A 19,121-nucleotide genomic window follows, 5' to 3' on the forward strand; every position below is an offset into this window, starting at 1 on the left:
GTTGCGCCGTGGCGCGAGAGCAACTATACCCAACCTCGCTCGCGTGCGAGACGCACTGCCGCATGACGGTTCTCCGCGCCGAGCTTCGTGACGGCCGAGGAGAGGTAGTTCCGCACGGTCCCCGGGGACAGCGCGGCCCGCTCGGCGATCTCCGCGACCGGCGCGCCGTCGGCCGCCAGCTCCAGCACCTCGGCCTCCCGCGCGGTCAGCGGGGAGTCCCCGGCGGAGATCGCGTCGGCGGCCAACTCCGGGTCCACATAACGGCTTCCGGTGTGCACCGTGCGGATGATCTCGGCGAGCCGCTGGGCGCTGACCGTCTTCGGGACGAACCCGCGCACACCGGCCGCGAGCGCCCGTTTCAGGTGGCCGGGCCGCCCGTGCCCGGTGACGATCAGCACCTGGCAGCCGGGCAGTTCGGCGCGCAGGGATGTGGCGACCTTCACACCGTCGGCGCCCGGCATCTGGAGATCCAGCACGGCCACATCGGGTTCATGGGCCCGTGCCATCGCCAGCGCCTCCGGGCCGCTCGCCGCCTCCGCGACGACCAGGAGATCGTCCTCCAGCGACAGCAGCGCGGCCAGCGCGCCCCGGATCAGATGCTCGTCGTCGGCGAGCAACAGCCGCACCTGAGTGCTCATGAGATGACTTCGCTCACTTTCTCGCCGTCACGTCCCAGCGGCACCTGGGCCACCACCCGGAACCGTCCCCCGTCGACCGGCCCGGCCTCAAGGGTCCCGCCGACGACCGCGAGCCGCTCGCGCAGTCCGGCGAGCCCGGAACCCCCACCCCCGTCGGGGGTTCCGGCCAGCCCGTCGTTCTCCACCGTCAGCACCACATGCCCCTCCGGCGACACCCGCAGACACAGCGTGCAGCGCCCGGCGTCCCCGTGCCGCAGCACGTTGGTGGTCGCCTCGCGCACCACCCAGCCGAGGGCGGACTGCACGTCGGCGGGCAGCCCGGCCGGCTCGGCGACGCGGACCTCGCAGTCGATCCCGGCGGCCGTCAACACGCCCTGTGCACCGGCGAGTTCGACCCCGAGGTCGGCCTCCCGGTAGCCGCGCACGACGGCCCGTACCTCGCGCTGGGACTCCTGCGCGATGCGCTGCACCTCGATCATCTGCTCCACGGCCTCCGGCCGCCCCCGCCGGGCCAGTTGGACGGCCAGCTCGCTCTTGAGCGAGATCACCGACAGGTTCCGCCCCAGCACGTCGTGCAGATCCCGCCCGAACCGCAGCCGCTCCTCGGCGACGGCGAGCCGGGCCTCGGCCTCACGGGCGCGTTCCGCCTCCCACAGCACGGCGAGGGTCCAGGCGCCGCAGCGGCCTGCGAGCAGCGCGAAGACCGCCTGGAACATGCTCACCGCGGCGGTCGCCACCAGACCGACGCCGTCGTGATCGGCGAGCCCTACGGCGACCGTGAGCAGGACGGTGAACACCGCCGACCGGCGCAGGAACACCCCGACCGGGACCGTGAGTCCGTACAGCAGCGCGTACGGCAGCACGAGGCCGCCGATCGCGAACCGGACCGTCATCGCCTGGGCCGCGTCCAGTGCGGCGAGCGCCACGAGCAGGGCGCAGGCCAGCGCCAGCAGGACGGCCGGCGCGCGGTGCGTGCCGGCCGGCAGCTCGGTGCGGCCCAGGTAGTGGTCGAGCGCGGGCCGGGTGAGCCGGTTCGACAGCGCGCACTGCAGCACCGCCAGGAGGGCGAGCAGGGCGCCGAGGACCAAGGCCGCGGGCCGGTGGGCGAGACCGCCGCCGACCAGCGGCAGAAGCACCCAGCAGCCCATGATGAACCACACCGTGCAGTACCAGGTCACGACGCTGAACAGCTCGACCCGCTCGGCCTTGCTGCGCTCGCCCCAGTGCCGCTGCTGCCAGCGCCGTATGCGTCCCACCATCCGCGCGTCCCCCGTTCGTTCCTCAGCGCCGCGGCTCCCACCGGAACCACCGCCGTACCCCACCCACCGCCACGATGATCCAGGCCACCGCGAGCGCCACCGTGCCCAGAGTCTCGTGGACGCTCAACTGGCCGGTCCAGCCCGCGCGGACGAGCCGGATCGCCGGGGACAGCGGAAGCAGTTCGCAGACGGAGGCGAGCGGGTGGGGCAGGACCTCGGTGGGGATCGCCATGCCGGAGCCGATCATGGAGAACAGCACCAGGGGCAGCGCGGTGACCTGTCCGCTCTCCACGCTCCGGGTGAAGGACGCGGTGAGCGCGGCCAGCGCGGCGCTCAGCACGAGCCCCGCCACCAGCCCCAGCAGGATGAGGTACGGCGCCCTGGGCGCGCCGGTGTGCAGCAGCACCGCGCAGCCGGTGCACAGCAGCAGGGCCTGGGCGAGGGCGAGGCCGACGGCGGGCAGGGCGGTGCCGGTGAGGATCTCGGCGTCGGTGAGTTCGCCGGTGCGCAGCCGCTTGAGGACGAGCTCCTCGCGACGGGCGACGTAGGTGCTGACCAGGGAGGTGTAGACGGCGAAGAGGAAGGAGAAGCCGATCGCGGCGGTCACTGTCACCACCCCGATGCTCAGCCCCTGCTTCCTCAGGTCCAGTTGGCCGAGGGCCGGCCGCACGCTGAACGGCAGGGTGAGCGGCATGACGAGCGCGGTGAGGACGACGCCGCGGTTGCGCCCGAGCAGGGCCAGCTCGGCCCGCCCCAACGCCCGCATCCGCCGCCCGACGGCGGCCCACGCGACTCCGCCGCGGCCCCGGCCGCCCGCCCGGACCCCGGTGAGGCCCTTCACGCCGGTACCCGCCGCTCCTGCGTCCACCCCGTTCACCCCGCTCGCCTCGCTGACCTCGTTCACCCCGCTGACCCCGCTCACCCCGCTCACCCCGTTCACGCCGCCGCCTCCCGCTCCCGGGCGATCTCGAGGAACGCCTCCTCCAGTGAGGCCGACCGCATGTCGAGGCCCCGTAGTGCGAGTCCGGTCCGGTCGGCCCAGATCAGCAGCGCGGTGGCGGTCCGCTGCAGGTGTGCCGTGTGCAGCCGTACGACCCTCCCGGCCGTCTCGTGCCGGCTGACGCCGAGGTCGGCGAGCGGGGGCAGGTCGCCGAGGAAGTAGCCCTCGGGCAGCTCGAAGGAGATCCGCGAGGGCCGGTCCGCGGTGACCTCGGCCGGGGTCCCGGAGGCGGCGATGCGCCCCTCGTGCAGGATCGCGAGCCGGTCGGCTAGGCCCTCCGCCTCCTCCAGGTAGTGCGTGGTGAGCAGCACGGTCGTCCCGGACTCGCGCAGGCGGCGCACCAGTTCCCAGGTGTCGCGGCGCCCCTCGGCGTCGAGCCCGGTCGTCGGCTCGTCCAGGAACAGCACCTCGGGGTCGCCGAGCAGCGCGAGCGCCAGGTCCAGGCGCCGCCGCTCGCCCCCGGACAGCTGCTTGACCCGTACGCCGGCCTTTCCGGCGAGGCCCACCAGGGCCAGCGTCTCCGCCTCCGGCCGGGCCCCGCTCATGCAGCCCGCCCACATGCGGGCGGTCTCGGCGACGGTCAGCTCGGAGGGGAAGCCGCCCTCCTGGAGCATGACGCCGGTGCGGGGCCGTACGGCGGCCCGCTCGCGGTAGGGGTCCCGGCCGAGGACCCGGACCCGGCCGCCCGCGGGTGCCGCGAGCCCTTCCAGCAGCTCGACCGTGGACGTCTTGCCCGCCCCGTTGGTGCCCAGCAGCGCGAAGATCTCCCCGCGGGCCACGGAGAAGCTGATGCCGCGTACGGCCTCGAACCCGCCCCCGTACACACGCCGGAGGTCGGTGACCTCGATCACGTGCTCGTGTTCGTCGATGTCCATGCCTTCAGCGTTCCGGCGGGAGGGCCGGACCGGCAGTGCGCGGTGTCATCGCCCGGCATGACAAATGTCAGAAGAGGATCCGGGATTGCGGGACAGCCGGACTGCGGACTGCGGGCAGCGGGGCGGTGGGGCAGCTGGGCAACGAAAAGACCCCGGTCCGGTGGACCGGGGTCTTTCTCCCGAGCGGACGACGAGGCTCGAACTCGCGACCTCAACCTTGGCAAGGTTGCGCTCTACCAACTGAGCTACGTCCGCACTGCTCCCGACCGGCTCCCACCGATCGGTGCGAGCACCAGCCTACCTGATCCACAGGAGTGGTCGTGACGACCGGTGCCGGAGCGGGTGACAGGAATCGCACACTGCGCCTTCCCCCTGGAAGGGGGATGTTCTGCTACTGAACTACACCCGCACGCTCCTCGGGGTTTCCGCCTTTCGGCGTCGCCCCTCGGCGTGTCCCAGACATTAGCTGATCAGCAGGGGGGTCGCGCAAGTCGGCTTCCCCTGGTGCCCGGTATGCCCAAGTGCACGGTCCTCAGGGTCCTCTGACGGACCCTGAGGACCGCCCCTTCGCGGGCTCGTGCTCGCCGGTTGTGCCCGTGCGGCTCCGGCGCGCCTCACTGCGCGGCGCTGAACGCCTCGTAGACCTTCTTCGGGATGCGTCCGCGGGCGGGCACGTCCATCTTGTTGGCCTGGGCCCAGGCGCGGACGGCCGCCGGGTCGGGGGCGACCTCCGTCTGCTTGTACGCCTTGCCGGACCGCGACCGCTTGCGGCCGGCCTCGACGTAGGGCGCGAGCGCCTTGCGCAGTTTCTTGGCGTTGGTTTCGTTCAGGTCGATCTCGTACGACTTGCCGTCGAGTCCGAAGGCGATCGTTTCCGCCGCTTCCGAGCCGTCGATGTCGTCAAAGAGCGTGACCACGACCTTTTGCGCCACGAATATCGGTCCCTTCGTGCGGCACGTCGATACAGCTCACCGGCGATGACGTGCCGAGTATCGGCTATTGCCAATTCATTTGTACAGTGCTCGGCAATGCAAAGTGAAGCCCGACTAAATCCGTCCGCGTGTCCGAAGACAATAGGTGAACGGGGCGGACCGTGGAACTTTCCCAGAACTTTTCATGGTGGTCCGGCTTCGACACCCGATCGTGATGCGCCTCACGTAGTTTCCTACAACTCTACTCGCGTAGAAATTTTGTGCGGGTAGTCTGAAGACGCACTGCAGGAACCTGCTCAGCACCACACCACCGGGAGTGCCAGTGGCACGCGTCGTAGTCGACGTCATGCTCAAGCCGGAGATCCTCGACCCCCAGGGCCAGGCGGTCCAGCGTGCGCTGCCGCGCCTGGGTTTCGCGGGGATCTCGGACGTCCGTCAGGGAAAGCGTTTCGAACTGGAAGTTGACGGGCCGGTCGACGAGGCCGCGCTCGCCCGCATCCACGATCTTGCGGAATCCTTCCTCGCCAACACCGTGATCGAGGACTTCACCGTCAAGGTGGAAGAGGCCGCGGAAGTCGCGGAGGCGGCGAAGTGACCGCTCGTATTGGCGTCGTCACTTTCCCGGGCAGTCTCGACGACCGGGACACGCAGCGTGCGATCCGTATCGCCGGGGCCGAACCCGTCGCGCTCTGGCACAAGGACAAGGACCTCAAGCAGGTCGACGCCGTCGTCCTGTGCGGTGGTTTCTCCTACGGCGACTACCTGCGGGCCGGTGCCATCGCCCGCTTCTCGCCGGTGATGGAGCCCCTCATCGAGCAGGCGAAGGCCGGACTCCCGGTCCTCGGCATCTGCAACGGCTTCCAGATCCTCACCGAGGCCCACCTGCTCCCGGGCGCCATGCTCGGCAACGACCACCTCCACTTCATCTGCCGCGACCAGAAGCTGCGGGTGGAGAACGCGGAGACCTCCTGGACCACCGACTACCGCGCCGGCCAGGAGATCCACATCCCGCTGAAGAACATGGACGGCCGGTACGTGGCCGACCGGTACACCCTGGACAAGCTGGAGGCCGAGGGCCGGGTCGCCTTCCGGTATCTGGACTTCAACCCGAACGGCTCGCTCAACGACATCGCCGGCATCACCAACGAGGCCGGGAACGTCGTGGGCCTCATGCCGCACCCGGAGCACGCCGTGGAGCCGCTCATCGGCACCGGCCGCACCGACGGCCTCCCCTTCTTCACCTCGATCCTCAAGAAGCTGGTCAACGCATGAGCCGGACGCCTCTGGACACGGTCGAGCACGCGGCCGCGACCCCCGACGTCGAGCTGCCCTGGGCCGAACTCGGCCTGAAGAAGGACGAGTACGAGCGGGTCGTGGAGATCCTCGGCCGCCGGCCCACCGGTGCCGAGCTCGCCATGTACTCGGTCATGTGGTCCGAGCACTGCTCGTACAAGTCCTCCAAGGTCCACCTGCGCCAGTTCGGCGAGAAGGCGCCCCAGTCGGACGCGCTGCTCGTCGGCATCGGCGAGAACGCGGGCGTGGTCGACGTCGGTCAGGGTTACGCGGTCACCTTCAAGGTCGAGTCGCACAACCACCCGTCGTACGTCGAGCCCTACCAGGGCGCGGCCACGGGTGTCGGCGGCATCGTCCGCGACATCATCGCGATGGGCGCCCGCCCGGTCGCCGTGGTCGACCCGCTGCGGTTCGGCGCGGCCGACCACCCGGACACCAAGCGCGTCCTGCCGGGCGTCGTCGCCGGCATCGGCGGCTACGGCAACTGCCTGGGCCTGCCCAACATCGGCGGCGAGGTCGTCTTCGACGCCTGCTACCAGGGCAACCCGCTGGTCAACGCCGGTGCCATCGGTGTGATGCGGCACGAGGACATCCACCTCGCCAAGGCCTCCGGCGCGGGCAACAAGGTCATCCTGTACGGCGCCCGGACCGGCGGCGACGGCATCGGCGGCGCCTCGATCCTGGCGTCCGAGACCTTCGACGACGCCAAGCCGTCGAAGCGCCCGGCCGTCCAGGTCGGCGACCCCTTCCAGGAGAAGCTCCTCATCGAGTGCACCCTGGAGGCCTTCAAGGAGAAGCTGGTCGTCGGCATCCAGGACCTCGGTGCCGCCGGTCTGTCCTGCGCCACCTCCGAGCTGGCCTCCAACGGCTCCGGCGGCATGCGCGTCACCCTGGACGACGTACCGCTGCGCGACTCCACGCTCTCGCCCGAGGAGATCCTCATGAGCGAGTCGCAGGAACGCATGTGCGCGGTGGTCGAGCCGGAGAAGGTCGACCGCTTCCTGGAGATCTGCGCCAAGTGGGACGTCATCGCCACCGTCATCGGCGAGGTGACGGACGGCGACCGGCTGGAGATCTACTGGCACGGCGGCAAGATCGTGGACGTCGACCCGCGCACGGTCGCCCACGAGGGCCCCGTGTACGAGCGCCCGTACGCCCGCCCGTCCTGGCAGGACGAGCTGCAGGCGGACGACGCGAACAAGCTGCCGCGCCCGGCGACGAGCGAGGAGCTGAAGGACCAGGTCCTGAAGCTGGTGGGCTCCCCCAACCAGGCCTCGAAGAAGTGGATCACCTCGCAGTACGACCACTTCGTGCAGGGCAACACCGTCCTCGCCCAGCCCGAGGACTCCGGCATGATCCGCGTCGACGAGGAGACCGGCCTGGGCGTGGCCATCGCCACGGACGGCAACGGCCGCTACGCCAAGCTCGACCCGTACACGGGCGCGCAGCTGGCCCTCGCCGAGGCCTACCGGAACGTGGCGACCACCGGTGCCAAGCCCCTCGCGGTCTCCGACTGCCTGAACTTCGGCTCCCCCGAGGACCCGGCGGTGATGTGGCAGTTCGCGGAGGCGGTGCGCGGTCTCGCGGACGCCTGTCAGCAGCTGGGCACCCCGGTGACCGGCGGCAACGTCTCGCTCTACAACCAGACGGGCGAGGCGGCCATCCACCCGACGCCGGTGGTCGCGGTCCTCGGCGTGATCGACGACGTCGCCCGCCGCACCCCGGTCGCCTTCCAGGAGGAGGGCCAGCTGCTCTACCTCCTCGGCGACACCCGCGAGGAGTTCGGCGGCTCGGCCTGGTCCCAGGTGATCCACGACCACCTGGGCGGTCTGCCCCCGAAGGTCGACCTGGAGCGCGAGCGGCTGCTGGCCGAGATCCTGATCTCCGCCTCCCGCGACGGCATGATCGACTCCGCGCACGACCTGTCCGACGGCGGTCTCGTCCAGGCCGTGGTGGAGTCCGCGCTGCTCGGCGGCAAGGGCGCCCGGCTGGTCGTCCCGGACGGCCTGGACGCGTTCACCTTCCTGTTCTCCGAGTCGGCGGGCCGCGCCCTCGTCGCGGTGCCGCGCTCGGAGGAGGTCCGCTTCAACGACATGTGCGGTGCGCGGGGCCTGCCGGCCACCCGGATCGGTGTCGTGGACGGTGACGCGGTGGAGGTCCAGGGCGAGTTCACCCTCTCCCTCGCCGAACTGCGCGAGGCCCACGAGGGCACCATCCCGGCGCTGCTGGCCTGACCGGCCCGCGTCGACGGCGGCCCGCGTCACCCTGGGGGGCGCGGGCCGCCGTCATGTCCGGGACGGGCTCCGGCTCACAGGTCGCCGAACTGTTCCAGGAGGACGTCGACCGGCGTGTGGGCGGAGGCGGCGGACGCGCCGTCGTGGAGGGTCCGTTCCGCCCAGATGACCTTGCCGCCGGCGGTGTACCGGGTGCCCCAGCGCTCGGCGAACTGCGCGACCAGGAACAGGCCCCGGCCGCCCTCGTCCGTGGTGGCCGCGCGCCGCATGCGCGGAGAGGTGCTGCTGGCGTCCGCGACCTCGCACACCAGGCAGCGCCCGTACAGCAGCCGTACGGTGATCGGCGGGGCGCCGTACCGGATCGCGTTGGTGACCAGCTCGCTGACGATCAGTTCCAGGCTGAACGCGACCTCCTCCAGCCCCCACCGGTCCAGTTGCTCCCGGCACCGCGCCCGTACCGAGGGCACCACCGCCGCGTCCGGCGGCACGTCCCACTCGGCCAGGTGCGAGCGCGGGAACAGCCGGGTACGGGCCACCAGCAGGGCGATGTCGTCGGCGCGGGGCGCGGGTCGCACGGCGTCGATCACCGCCTGGCAGGTCTCGTCCGGGGTGCGCCCCGGGGCTCCGCCCAGTAGCCGGCGCAGTGCGTTCAGTCCGGCCTCGACGTCGCGGCTGCGGTCCTCCACCAGGCCGTTGGTGTACAGCACCAGCTGGGCGCCTTCCGGCAGGTGCAGCTCGGCGGTCTCGAAGGGGTAGCCGCCCAGACCGAGCGGCGCCGACAGCGGCACGTCGGGGCAGTGGACCGTTCCGTCCGGGCCGACCACCACCGGGACGGGGTGCCCGGCCCGGGCCACCGTGCAGATCCCCGTCACCGAGTCGTAGATCGCGTACAGGCAGGTCGCCCCGGTCACCCCCTCTCCCTCTCCCTCGCGGCCGTCGAGGTGGGCGCCGGTGGAGTTGCCGGATTCCTCGTTGTCCATGCGGACGACCAGGTCGTCCAGGTTCCCGAGCACCTCGTCCACCGGGAGGTCCAGCGCGGAGAAGTTGTGCACGGCGGTGCGCAGCCGCCCCATCGTCGCCGCGGCGTGCAGCCCGTGACCGACGACATCGCCCATCGCCAGCGCCACCCGGGAGCCCGGCAGCGGGATGACGTCGAACCAGTCCCCGCCCACCCCGGCCTCGGCCGGCAGATACCGCCAGGCCACCTCCAGCGCGTCCTGCTCCGGCTGCCCCCGCGGCAGCAGACTGCGCTGCAGCGTGACGGCCGTCGTGTGCTCCCGGGTGAACCTGCGGGCGTTGTCGATGGCCACGGCCGCCCGCGCGGTGAGCTCCTCGGCGAAGGACAGGTCCTCCGGCTCGAACGCCTGGGACGCCCGGGTCCGGTAGAAGTTCGCCACGCCCAGCGACACGTTCCGCGCCCGCAGCGGCACGGCCACCAGGGAATGCAGGCCGAGCTCCAGGGCCCGGCCGGTGCGCTCGGGATCCTGCTCCCGCCAGCCGCGCGCCCGCCACAGGTCCGGCTCCAGCACCCCGCTGCCCTGCTGCACCGCCCGCATCTGCGGGGTCGCGGGGGAGAACGCGACGACGTCGTCCAGCGGATAGACCGGCAGCATCTCCCGGTCGCCGCCGATCGCCGTGCGCCGCAGGTGGTGCCAGCCTTCCGCCGTCGGCTCCCGCCCGTGCAGCACCGGATCGAGCAGATCCACCGTGACGAGGTCGGCGAACTGCGGCACGGCGGCCTCGGCCAGCTCCTGGGCCGTGCGCCGCACGTCCAGCGTCGTCCCGATCCGCATGCCGGCCTCGTACAGCAGCCGCAGCCGCGACCGCGCCACCTCGGCCCGCCCCGACACCGCCGCCAGCTCCGTGGTGTCGCGCAGCGTCACGACGCTGCCGCTCGGGCGGTCGCCGGGGAAGGTGGGCCGCTTGTTCACCGCCAGCAGCCGGTCGCGCACCGGCTGCACCGCGTCGGTGACGGCGTCCGGTGAGGTGAGCAGGCCGGTGAGGCCTTCCGGCAGGCCCAGGTCCCGCACGTCGGTGCCCCGTACGTCCGCCGGCAGGGCCAGCAGGCGCCGCGCCTCGTCGTTGGCGAGCACCAGCCGCCCGTCGACGTCGGTGATCAGCACGCCTTCCCGTACGGCGTGCAGGACCGCGTGGTGGTGCTCGTACATCCCCGCGAGCTCCGCCGGGGCCAGGCCGTGCGTCTGCCGCAGCAGCCGCCGGGCCACCAGCGTCGTCCCCGTCCCGGCCAGCACCAGGGCGACCACGCCGGCGCCGAGGGCCATCGCCAGCTCCGGCAGCCACAGGTGGGCCACGTTCCGGACCGTGATGCCCGCGGAGACGAGCCCGACGATCCTGCCGCGCGCGTCGGTCACCGGGACCACCGACTGCACGGCCGTGCCCTTGCCCGCGGGCAGCGGCGGCCCGCCGGCCTGCTCGATGACGGTGCGGCCGTGCAGCGCCGGTTCGATGGTGCCGACGAACTTCTTCCCGATCTCCCGCGGGTAGGGATAGGTGTAGCGGATCCCCTGGGTGTTCATGACGACGACGAAGTCCACGCCGGCTCGCTTGCGTGCCGCCTCGGCCCGCGGTTGCAGCACCGCGCTGGGATGGGGGCCGAGCAGCGCCTGGGCCGTGCCGGGGGCGTTCGCGAAGGACTGGGCCGCGATCACCGACGCCCGGCGCCCCTGCCGGACGGCGTCGTTCGCCGCCTGCATCACCAGCCCCGCCACTCCGGCGCAGACCAGCAGCAGCACGATCAGGACCTGGATGAGGAACACCTGCCCGGCCGAGCTGCGGGGGTCGATCAGGCGGGGAAGCCGACGGGAGCGGGCGGCGAGCGGATCATGCGACTGTATCCGATATCGCCCGAAAGGCACCTCCACGTACCCTTCATAACACTTCCGGTGCCACCCGGCTGACCGGCACCCGGCCGACCGACGGGGAGGAACCGCCCGCCCACCGCCCGCGGTGCGGTGAGGGGGTCGGGGGTGGGATGGATGGTCGTCGCGCGGTTGCGGGGTGCGTGACGGTCTTCGGCTGGGCCGGGCGCGGCCTGGGCGGTTGAGGGCTGAGCCGTGCGGTCGGTTCCTGTGCCATCCGGCTGATCGGCACCCGGCCGACCGACGGGGAGGCACCGCCCGTCCACCGGCCCGCGGCGAGGTGAGGAGGCCGGGGCGGGCCCCTCGTCACGCGGCCGCGGTGCGCGTGACGGTCTCCGACCGGGCCGGGCGCGTCCCCGGCAGCCGCAGGGCGAGCAGCACGGCCAGCACCATGACCGCGGCCCCGCACAGGAAGACCGTGTCCAGCGCGGAGACGTACGCCGCCACACCCGCCGCGCGGTCCGCTCCGCGCAGGACGGCCGGGGAGCCGACGCCGCCGGGGCCGTCGTAGAGCCGGCTGAGCGGGGTGCCGAAGCCGCTCGCGCCGAGGGCTCCGCCGAAGGTCTGGAAGAAGCGGACCGCGGTGTCCGCCCTGAGCGCCGGGCGCACCGCGCTGATCGAGGAGCGCCACCGGCGCATCGCCGCGGGCGAGAGTCCGGAGTCGGTCGCGGCCGACGCCGCCGAGCGGGCGCACCGCGCCTTCGGCCTGGTCGAAAACGGCCTGAAGGGGGACACCGTCAGGGCATAGGCTCACCGCCATGCCACCGGCCAAGAAGCGCGCCCGCAGTTACGACCCCGCCAGGACCCGGGCAGCGGTCCTCGCCCAGTTCGGAAACGTGCGCGAGGCCGTACGAGGCCTCGGCCCCGAACAGCTCGCCCTGCCCACCCGGCTCGGCGAGTGGACCGTACGCGACCTGATCGCGCACATCGGTATGGCGCTCACCGCGATCCCCCGGGCGCTCGACCAGCCCGAGCCGCCGAAGGCGGACGCCGTCCCGCTCGACTGGCCCTTCGCCACCGCGGCCAACGCCGCCGCCATCGACGAGTTCACCCGGAACCTCGCCGCCGGAGAGCCCGACCCCGGCTCCTGCCTCGCGGACGTCGAGCGGTCCCTGCGCGCCGCCCTCGACGAGCATCCCGGCAGCCGGATCCTGCGGACGAGTGCCGGTGCGATGTCCCTGGACGACTACCTCGTCACCCGCACCGCCGAGCTCGTCGTCCACACCGACGACCTCAACGCCGCCGTGCCCGGCCTGGACGTGCCCTGCGACCGGCAGGCCCTGGCCGCCGCCACCCGGCTGCTCGCCGACGCCCTGGCCGTGAAGGCGCCCGGCGGCTCGACCGAGGTGCGGGTGCCGCCGTTCGCCGTGGTGCAGTGCGTCGAGGGGCCCCGGCACACCCGCGGTACCCCGCCCAACGTCGTGGAGACCGACCCGCTGACCTGGATCCGGCTCGCCACCGGGCGCCTGAGCTGGAAGGACGCCCTGGCGGAGGCCAAGGTGAGCGCCAGCGGGGAGCGGGCGGACCTCGGGGGGCTGCTGCCGCTCATGTCGTAGCGGAACTCGTAGCGGAACTCGTAGCGGAACCGGCGGGACCGCTCTACCGTCGAATCGCCATGAACCGGTACAAGAAGCGCATGATCCTCGGACCGGGGGCCGTCTCGCTCGCCGCGCTCATGGTGGCGTGCGGCACCGGGAGGGCGGACAGTGGAGCGGTGACCGTCCAGCAGCCGCCCCCGCAGCCCGTGACGGGCGTCGACTGGCGGGTCGACGGCCTCACCGTCGGCGGTACGACCCGGCACGCGCCCGCCGCCGCCCGCCTCCGCATCGACGCGAACGGCAAGGCGGCCGGCAACCTCGGCTGCAACCAGTTCAGCGCCCGGGTCACCGTCCACGGCGACCACCTCACCTTCGGCGACCTGCGCACGACCCGGATGGCCTGCGCCCCGGACCGGATGGACTTCGAGCGCGCGCTCGCCCGGGCCCTCACCACCGGCACGCTCGTCGCCAAGGCCGACCACGCGAAACTGACGCTCACCGACGGCGACGGCGACCGCATCCACCTCAGCCGCAACGCCTCCGAGTGACCGCCGGGCCGCGAGTGACGGCGAGGCGCAGAGCGATGACCGGGTTCCGAGTGACCGTCGGTCGATGTGCGACACCTCACTCACGCATCCGGCGAACCGGACCGTGACCGGCGTCAGCGCAGCCGCCGTCGGCTCTCGAAGCCCCGAGCGAACCTCGCTGACCTGCGCAGACGAGGAAACCGACAAGGTGATCGGGAAGGCCCTGCCCGTCAGGGGCACGGATCCCCAATTCGGACCAGTGGTCGATCTCGCCTACACTCGGTGGCGTGCCACGTGGTGACGGTCGACTCAATCACGATCTGCTTCCCGGCGAGAAGGGCCCCCAGGACGCTTGCGGCGTCTTCGGTGTCTGGGCTCCGGGTGAAGAGGTCGCAAAGCTCACGTACTTCGGGCTCTACGCCCTCCAGCACCGGGGTCAGGAATCCGCGGGAATCGCGGTCAGCAACGGCTCCCAGATCCTCGTCTTCAAGGACATGGGCCTGGTCTCCCAGGTCTTCGACGAGACCTCGCTCGGTTCCCTCCAGGGTCATATCGCGGTCGGACACGCCCGCTACTCGACCACCGGCGCCTCCGTGTGGGAGAACGCCCAGCCGACGTTCCGCGCCACCGCGCACGGCTCGATCGCGCTCGGCCACAACGGCAACCTGGTCAACACGGCGCAGCTCGCCGAGATGGTCGCCGACCTGCCCAACGACAACAACAGCCGCTCCACCCGGGTCGCGGCCACCAACGACACCGACCTGCTGACGGCGCTGCTCGCCGCCCAGGTCGACGAGGACGGCAAGCCGCTGACCATCGAGGAGGCGGCCCACCAGGTCCTCCCGAAGGTGCGGGGCGCCTTCTCCCTGGTCTTCATGGACGAGGGCACCCTCTACGCCGCCCGTGACCCGCAGGGCATCCGCCCGCTGGTCCTCGGCCGGCTGGAGCGCGGCTGGGTGGTCGCCTCCGAGACCGCCGCCCTGGACATCTGCGGCGCCAGCTTCGTGCGCGAGATCGAGCCGGGCGAGTTCGTCGCCATCGACGAGAACGGCCTGCGCAGCTCTCGGTTCGCAGAAGCGAAGCCCAAGGGCTGTGTCTTCGAGTACGTGTACCTGGCCCGCCCGGACACCGACATCGCCGGCCGGAACGTGTACCTGTCCCGCGTGGAGATGGGCCGCCGGCTCGCCAAGGAAGCCCCCGTCGAGGCCGACCTGGTCATAGCGACCCCGGAGTCCGGCACCCCGGCCGCCATCGGCTACGCGGAGGCGTCCGGCATCCCCTTCGGCGCGGGTCTGGTGAAGAACGCCTACGTCGGCCGGACCTTCATCCAGCCCTCGCAGACCATCCGCCAGCTGGGCATCCGCCTGAAGCTGAACCCGCTGAAGGAAGTCATCAAGGGCAAGCGCCTGGTCGTCGTCGACGACTCCATCGTGCGCGGCAACACCCAGCGGGCCCTGGTCCGCATGCTCCGCGAGGCGGGCGCCGCCGAGGTCCACATCCGGATCTCCTCGCCGCCCGTGAAGTGGCCCTGCTTCTTCGGCATCGACTTCGCCACGCGCGCGGAGCTCATCGCCAACGGCATGACCATCGAGGAGATCGGCACCTCGCTCGGCGCCGACTCGCTCGCCTACATCTCCATCGACGGCATGATCGAGGCGACCACCATCGCCAAGCCGAACCTGTGCCGCGCCTGCTTCGACGGCGAGTACCCGATGGAGCTGCCGGACCCGGAGCTGCTCGGCAAGCAGCTGCTGGAGACCGAGCTGGCCGCCGGCCCGGCCGCGACGGCCGCCGCCGACGCGATCCGCCGCCCGTAACACCCTGCACATCCAGCAGGACGACACGAAAGCTCTCACAGTCATGTCTGAGACAACCGGTGCCAGCTACGCAGCGGCGGGCGTCGACATCGAGGCGGGCGACCGCGCGGTCGAGCTGATGAAGGAGTGGGTGAAGAAGACCCGGCGCCCCGAGGTCCTCGGCGGCCTCGGCGGCTTCGCCGGCCTCTTCGACGCCTCCGCCCTCAAGCGCTACGAGCGCCCGCTGCTCGCCTCCGCCACGGACGGCGTCGGCACGAAGGTCGATGTCGCGCGCCGCATGGGCGTCTACGACACCATCGGCCACGATCTGGTCGCCATGGTCATGGACGACATCGTGGTGTGCGGCGCCGAGCCGCTGTTCATGACCGACTACATCTGCGTCGGCAAGGTCCACCCCGAGCGCGTCGCGGCCATCGTGAAGGGCATCGCGGAGGGCTGTGTGCTCGCCGGATGCGCCCTGGTGGGCGGCGAGACGGCCGAGCACCCGGGCCTGCTGGGCGAGGACGACTTCGACGTCGCCGGGGCCGGTACGGGCGTCGTGGAGGCCGACCGGCTGCTCGGCGCGGATCGCATCCGTACGGGTGACGCGGTGATCGCCATGGCGTCCTCCGGCCTTCACTCGAACGGGTACTCCCTGGTCCGCCACGTCCTGCTGAACACGGCCGGGCTGGCCCTGGAGTCGGAGGTCGCCGAGTTCGGCCGCACCCTCGGCGAGGAGCTGCTGGAGCCGACCAAGATCTACTCGCTGGACTGCCTGGCGCTGACCCGGACCACCGAGGTGCACGCGTTCTCGCACATCACCGGCGGCGGACTCGCGGCCAACCTGGCCCGCGTGATCCCGGACGGGCTGCACGCCGTGGTCGACCGCTCCACCTGGACCCCGGGCGCGATCTTCGACCTGGTCGGCAGGACCGGGAACGTCGAGCGCCTGGAGCTGGAGAAGACCCTCAACATGGGCGTCGGCATGATGGCGATCGTCCCCGCGGAATCCACCGAGGTGGCCCTCGCGACCCTGGCCGACCGAGGGGTCGACGCCTGGGTGGCCGGCGAGATCACCGAGCGCGGCGCCAAGGAGACGGGCGCGGAGCTGGTGGGGGACTACGCCCGCTGAGCGTCGGCGGGTGACTGCGCCCGCCGAGTCTGCGGGTAGCACAGAAGCCGGTCGGTGGCTGTGCCACCGACCGGACTGGTGCTCAGTGCAAGGTCAAGCGCCGCGACGGTGTTGTGAGGGACCCTCGTCCTCGTCGTCGTCGTCCTCATAGAGGTCGGCGTAACGGGAGTACAGGTCGTCCTCGTCATGCTCATCGTCCTCGAACGGCTCGCCGTTCGGCGGCTGGCTCGAAGTCGATGCGCCCAGTTCACTGGCCAGACGTGACAGGTCAGTCCCACCGCTGTTGTACTTCAGCTGGCGGGCGACCTTTGTCTGCTTGGCCTTGGCCCGGCCGCGCCCCATGGCTCGACCCCCTCGGTGACGGGGCTCACGGCCCCAGAGTCTGACACGCGTTCATGATCCGGAACGGACCCTCCGTAGAGAGGCCGGTCCGTAGGGCTTCCACGGTACCTGAGCCCGCGCCCATACGGTACGTCGCCCGCAGCACGCGCGTGTGCCCAGGACCTTCGAGGCGCCCCGTCCTCGCTGGTCAGTGGCGATTTTAACCACTTATCGGGGAACGACCCGCCGATGGAAGTGAGAGTTCTCTCGAAGTGCCCACCGGCGGGTACCGCTCAGCTGTGCGACCGGGTCAGTGCACAGCGTGTCCGGCGCGTGCCTCGGCCATCCGCTGCTCGGCGATCCGGTCGGCCGCGGCGGCCGGCGGAATCCCGTCTTCCTTCGCACGTGCGAATATGGCCAGCGTGGTGTCGAAGATCTTCGCCGCCTTCGTCCTGCACCGGTCGAAGTCGAACCCGTGCAGCTCGTCGGCCACCTGGATGACCCCGCCCGCGTTCACCACGTAGTCCGGCGCGTAGAGGATCCCGCGGTCGGCGAGGTCCTTCTCCACGCCCGGGTGGGCGAGCTGGTTGTTGGCCGCGCCGCAGACCACCTTGGCGGTGAGCACCGGCACGCTGTGGTCGTTCAGGGCGCCGCCGAGCGCGCAGGGGGCGTAGATGTCGAGCCCCTCGACCCGGATCAGCTCCTCGGTGTCGGCGACGGCCGTCACGCGCTCGGGGTGCTGGTCGAGGATGCGCTGGACGGCGTCCGGGCGCACGTCGGTGATGACGACCTCGGCGCCCTCGTCCAGCAGGTGGCGCACCAGGTGGTGGCCGACCTTGCCGACGCCGGCGATGCCGACCTTGCGGCCGCGCAGCAGGGGGTCGCCCCACAGGTGCTGGGCGGAGGCGCGCATGCCCTGGTAGACACCGAAGGCGGTGAGCACCGAGGAGTCGCCGGCGCCGCCGTTCTCGGGGGAGCGGCCGGTGGTCCAACGGCACTCACGGGCCACGACGTCCATGTCGGCGACGTAGGTGCCGACGTCGCAGGCGGTGACGTAGCGCCCGCCGAGCGAGGCGACCATGCGGCCGTAGGCGAGGAGCAGCTCCTCGGTCTTGTCGCGCTCCGGGTCGCCGATGATCACGGCCTTGCCGCCGCCGTGGTCGAGTCCGGCCATGGCGTTCTTGTACGACATTCCGCGCGCGAGGTTGAGGGCGTCGGCGACGGCCTCGGCCTCGGTGGCGTAGGGATAGAAGCGCGTGCCGCCGAGGGCCGGGCCCAGGGCGGTGGAGTGGATGGCGATCACGGCCTTGAGGCCGCTCGCGCGGTCCTGGCAGAGCACGACCTGCTCATGGCCGCCCTGGTCCGAGTGGAACAGGGTGTGCAGGACATCAGCAGGTGCCCCAATTACGTCGGTCACTGTGGTGACTCCTGTGTAAAGAGCGGCGAGTGGGGTGGAACCCCGTACGGGTGGCGGGGTGCCGTGGCATGAGCGTAGAGCCTTGGCACGACCACCATCCGTGCAGTGTTCAGGATCACTCTCGCGAGGCGCTCGCGCACGTAGGACCGTGGCACGATTTGCAGTGTTTCGAGCCGGGTCCGCTGGGGAGGGAGCAGGCGTGCCGAAGGTGTCCTCCGTGGTCGTCCCCTATGCCGCGTACCTGCGCGTGTACGAGCCGCTGGGCGCCTTCCCGGAGCCGGAGCGCGGCCACTGGGCGCGCTACGCCCGCCGCTCCGACCGCCCCTCGTACCAGGACGAACTGCGCCGGTCCCTGGCCGACTTGCTGCCCACCCCGCCGGTCGCCGTGCCGGTGCACGAGTCCAGCGACGCCTTCGTGCTGGAGGTCGACGGCGTGGTCTGCGTGTGCCCGTGGCGCACCCGGCTGCGCGGCTGGCTGGCGCTCGGCGAGCTGGCCGAGGAGCTGCCGGCGCCGGTGCTGGACGCGGTGCTGCCGCCGGTCGTACGCCGTCAGGCCGCCCAGGACTACGAGCGCTGGCTGGCCCGCAACCCCGACGCCCGCCCGTGGATCCGCACGGCGACCTGGCAGGTGCCGCTGAACTGGTTCGTGCTGGTCTCGGACGAGGAGCGGCGCTATGAGAAGGGCACCGCCGAGGTGCCGCCGCTGCTGCGCTACCGCACGCCGATGGTGCAGGCCCGGCGGCGGGTGGCGCGGGCGCTGCGCACGCTGCGGGACACCGTCGAGGAGAGCCCGCTGATCGACGGCCTGGTGGACGTCGGCCGCTGGCTGGAGGAGTTCCACCCGCGCTCGCTGGTGGAGCTGGACTACGGCGGCCTGGTGCATGTGCTGTCGGCCGGTGAGCTGGAGGGCGACCACTCGGCGGCGGACGTGGCCGAGGGCATCCAGGCGCTGCGGCGGGGCGACGGCGCGGCGGCCGGGGAGGCCTACGCGCGGCTCGTGGAGCGGTGGCGGGCGGTCCGGGACCGGCGCTCGGCGAACTGAGGTTCCGGACGCGATCGAAGAGTGACGTAGGTCACGGCCCAAACGGCGCCGAACGACGTACGGTCTAGGCCACTTGACCATGTGACGGGACGTTGGTCCCGATCTGGACTTTTGCCCCAAGGGTGATGGACGGCACTTACACGGCCCTTGCGCCTCTTGCCACCCCTCATGCCAAAATAGGACAAGGAGTCCGGGGAGGGCTCCTTCCGTCCAACTGTGCTCCACTGCGGGCGGATTC

The 19,121-nt window shown here is 71.8% G+C and carries 18 protein-coding genes and 2 tRNA genes; 9 read left to right on the forward strand and 11 right to left on the reverse strand.

All coding sequences use genetic code 11. The features are described 5' to 3' along the window. Positions 1-23: 23 nt before the first annotated feature. The 7 genes from ABB07_RS20150 to ABB07_RS20180 form a co-directional block, all read right to left on the reverse strand. Complete coding sequence (locus tag ABB07_RS20150; protein ID WP_208900009.1) at positions 24-638, reverse strand: response regulator transcription factor; 615 nt, start codon at positions 636-638, stop codon at positions 24-26. Further along, a complete protein-coding gene (locus tag ABB07_RS20155) occupies positions 635-1,897 on the reverse strand; it encodes a sensor histidine kinase (RefSeq protein WP_208900010.1) in 1,263 nt (420 codons plus the stop codon). The genes ABB07_RS20150 and ABB07_RS20155 overlap by 4 nt, the downstream gene beginning before the upstream one ends. A 22-nt stretch (positions 1,898-1,919) precedes the next feature. After that, entirely contained in the window at positions 1,920-2,663 is a 744-nt protein-coding gene (locus tag ABB07_RS20160; RefSeq protein ID WP_208903537.1) for an ABC transporter permease, read from the reverse strand. 170 nt (positions 2,664-2,833) lie between these two features. Further along, entirely contained in the window at positions 2,834-3,772 is a 939-nt protein-coding gene (locus tag ABB07_RS20165) for an ABC transporter ATP-binding protein (RefSeq protein ID WP_208900011.1), read from the reverse strand. Between the two features lie 182 nt (positions 3,773-3,954). Further along, positions 3,955-4,027: transfer RNA gene (locus ABB07_RS20170), tRNA-Gly, on the reverse strand. Positions 4,028-4,109: 82 nt separating this feature from the next. Beyond that, positions 4,110-4,181: transfer RNA gene (locus ABB07_RS20175), tRNA-Gly, on the reverse strand. 205 nt (positions 4,182-4,386) lie between these two features. Beyond that, complete coding sequence (locus ABB07_RS20180) at positions 4,387-4,704, reverse strand: histone-like nucleoid-structuring protein Lsr2 (protein ID WP_031164632.1); 318 nt, start codon at positions 4,702-4,704, stop codon at positions 4,387-4,389. A gap of 322 nt (positions 4,705-5,026) precedes the next feature. On the opposite strand from ABB07_RS20180, the gene purS reads away from it, so the two are divergent. From purS to purL, 3 genes are read left to right on the forward strand one after another with little or no spacing between them, the layout of a single operon-like run. Next, entirely contained in the window at positions 5,027-5,299 is a 273-nt protein-coding gene (purS, locus tag ABB07_RS20185; protein WP_208900012.1) for a phosphoribosylformylglycinamidine synthase subunit PurS, read from the forward strand. Further along, entirely contained in the window at positions 5,296-5,976 is a 681-nt protein-coding gene (purQ, locus tag ABB07_RS20190; RefSeq protein ID WP_208900013.1) for a phosphoribosylformylglycinamidine synthase subunit PurQ, read from the forward strand. The genes purS and purQ overlap by 4 nt, the downstream gene beginning before the upstream one ends. Continuing rightward, positions 5,973-8,231, forward strand: a complete 2,259-nt coding sequence (gene purL / locus ABB07_RS20195; RefSeq protein ID WP_208900014.1) for a phosphoribosylformylglycinamidine synthase subunit PurL — start codon at positions 5,973-5,975, stop codon at positions 8,229-8,231. The genes purQ and purL overlap by 4 nt, the downstream gene beginning before the upstream one ends. Before the next feature lie 74 nt (positions 8,232-8,305). Here purL and ABB07_RS20200 read toward each other — a convergent pair whose 3' ends face one another. Beyond that, positions 8,306-10,945, reverse strand: a complete 2,640-nt coding sequence (locus ABB07_RS20200) for a SpoIIE family protein phosphatase (protein WP_244189779.1) — start codon at positions 10,943-10,945, stop codon at positions 8,306-8,308. 471 nt (positions 10,946-11,416) lie between these two features. Beyond that, entirely contained in the window at positions 11,417-11,719 is a 303-nt protein-coding gene (locus ABB07_RS20205) for a hypothetical protein (RefSeq protein WP_208900015.1), read from the reverse strand. On the opposite strand from ABB07_RS20205, the gene ABB07_RS20210 reads away from it, so the two are divergent. The 5 genes from ABB07_RS20210 (at position 11,694) to purM (ending at position 16,103) form a co-directional block, all read left to right on the forward strand. Continuing rightward, a complete protein-coding gene (locus tag ABB07_RS20210; protein WP_208900016.1) occupies positions 11,694-11,858 on the forward strand; it encodes a hypothetical protein in 165 nt (54 codons plus the stop codon). The genes ABB07_RS20205 and ABB07_RS20210 overlap by 26 nt on opposite strands. Before the next feature lie 10 nt (positions 11,859-11,868). Continuing rightward, positions 11,869-12,666, forward strand: coding sequence for a maleylpyruvate isomerase family mycothiol-dependent enzyme (locus ABB07_RS20215; protein ID WP_208900017.1), 798 nt, complete (start codon positions 11,869-11,871; stop codon positions 12,664-12,666). Between the two features lie 59 nt (positions 12,667-12,725). Beyond that, positions 12,726-13,196: an META domain-containing protein gene (locus tag ABB07_RS20220; protein ID WP_208900018.1), complete on the forward strand. Its 471-nt coding sequence runs from the start codon at positions 12,726-12,728 to the stop codon at positions 13,194-13,196. A gap of 266 nt (positions 13,197-13,462) precedes the next feature. After that, a complete protein-coding gene (gene purF / locus ABB07_RS20225) occupies positions 13,463-14,992 on the forward strand; it encodes an amidophosphoribosyltransferase (RefSeq protein WP_208900019.1) in 1,530 nt (509 codons plus the stop codon). 43 nt (positions 14,993-15,035) lie between these two features. Next, entirely contained in the window at positions 15,036-16,103 is a 1,068-nt protein-coding gene (gene purM / locus ABB07_RS20230) for a phosphoribosylformylglycinamidine cyclo-ligase (protein WP_208900020.1), read from the forward strand. A gap of 93 nt (positions 16,104-16,196) precedes the next feature. Here the strand turns inward: purM and ABB07_RS20235 are convergent, their stop codons facing one another. Next, positions 16,197-16,445: a DUF3073 domain-containing protein gene (locus tag ABB07_RS20235; RefSeq protein WP_208900021.1), complete on the reverse strand. Its 249-nt coding sequence runs from the start codon at positions 16,443-16,445 to the stop codon at positions 16,197-16,199. Between the two features lie 289 nt (positions 16,446-16,734). Then, entirely contained in the window at positions 16,735-17,841 is a 1,107-nt protein-coding gene (locus ABB07_RS20240; protein ID WP_208900022.1) for a Leu/Phe/Val dehydrogenase, read from the reverse strand. A gap of 199 nt (positions 17,842-18,040) precedes the next feature. On the opposite strand from ABB07_RS20240, the gene ABB07_RS20245 reads away from it, so the two are divergent. Next, positions 18,041-18,883, forward strand: coding sequence for a DUF8083 family protein (locus ABB07_RS20245; RefSeq protein WP_208900023.1), 843 nt, complete (start codon positions 18,041-18,043; stop codon positions 18,881-18,883). The last annotated feature ends 238 nt before the right edge of the window (positions 18,884-19,121 follow it).

It is taken from the genome of Streptomyces incarnatus (assembly GCF_001027185.1).
In the GTDB taxonomy this organism is placed as follows: domain Bacteria; phylum Actinomycetota; class Actinomycetes; order Streptomycetales; family Streptomycetaceae; genus Streptomyces; species Streptomyces puniciscabiei.

Coding starts and splice junctions, on each gene's coding strand:
- ABB07_RS20160 (WP_208903537.1), bottom strand. CDS start 2,663: ATGCGGGCGTTGGGGCGGGCCGAGCTGGCCCTGCTCGGGCGCAACCGC.
- ABB07_RS20165 (WP_208900011.1), bottom strand. CDS start 3,772: ATGGACATCGACGAACACGAGCACGTGATCGAGGTCACCGACCTCCGG.
- ABB07_RS20150 (WP_208900009.1), bottom strand. CDS start 638: ATGAGCACTCAGGTGCGGCTGTTGCTCGCCGACGACGAGCATCTGATC.
- ABB07_RS20220 (WP_208900018.1), top strand. CDS start 12,726: ATGAACCGGTACAAGAAGCGCATGATCCTCGGACCGGGGGCCGTCTCG.
- purL (WP_208900014.1), top strand. CDS start 5,973: ATGAGCCGGACGCCTCTGGACACGGTCGAGCACGCGGCCGCGACCCCC.
- ABB07_RS20235 (WP_208900021.1), bottom strand. CDS start 16,445: ATGGGGCGCGGCCGGGCCAAGGCCAAGCAGACAAAGGTCGCCCGCCAG.
- ABB07_RS20155 (WP_208900010.1), bottom strand. CDS start 1,897: ATGGTGGGACGCATACGGCGCTGGCAGCAGCGGCACTGGGGCGAGCGC.
- ABB07_RS20215 (WP_208900017.1), top strand. CDS start 11,869: ATGCCACCGGCCAAGAAGCGCGCCCGCAGTTACGACCCCGCCAGGACC.
- ABB07_RS20200 (WP_244189779.1), bottom strand. CDS start 10,945: ATGCAGGCGGCGAACGACGCCGTCCGGCAGGGGCGCCGGGCGTCGGTG.
- purM (WP_208900020.1), top strand. CDS start 15,036: ATGTCTGAGACAACCGGTGCCAGCTACGCAGCGGCGGGCGTCGACATC.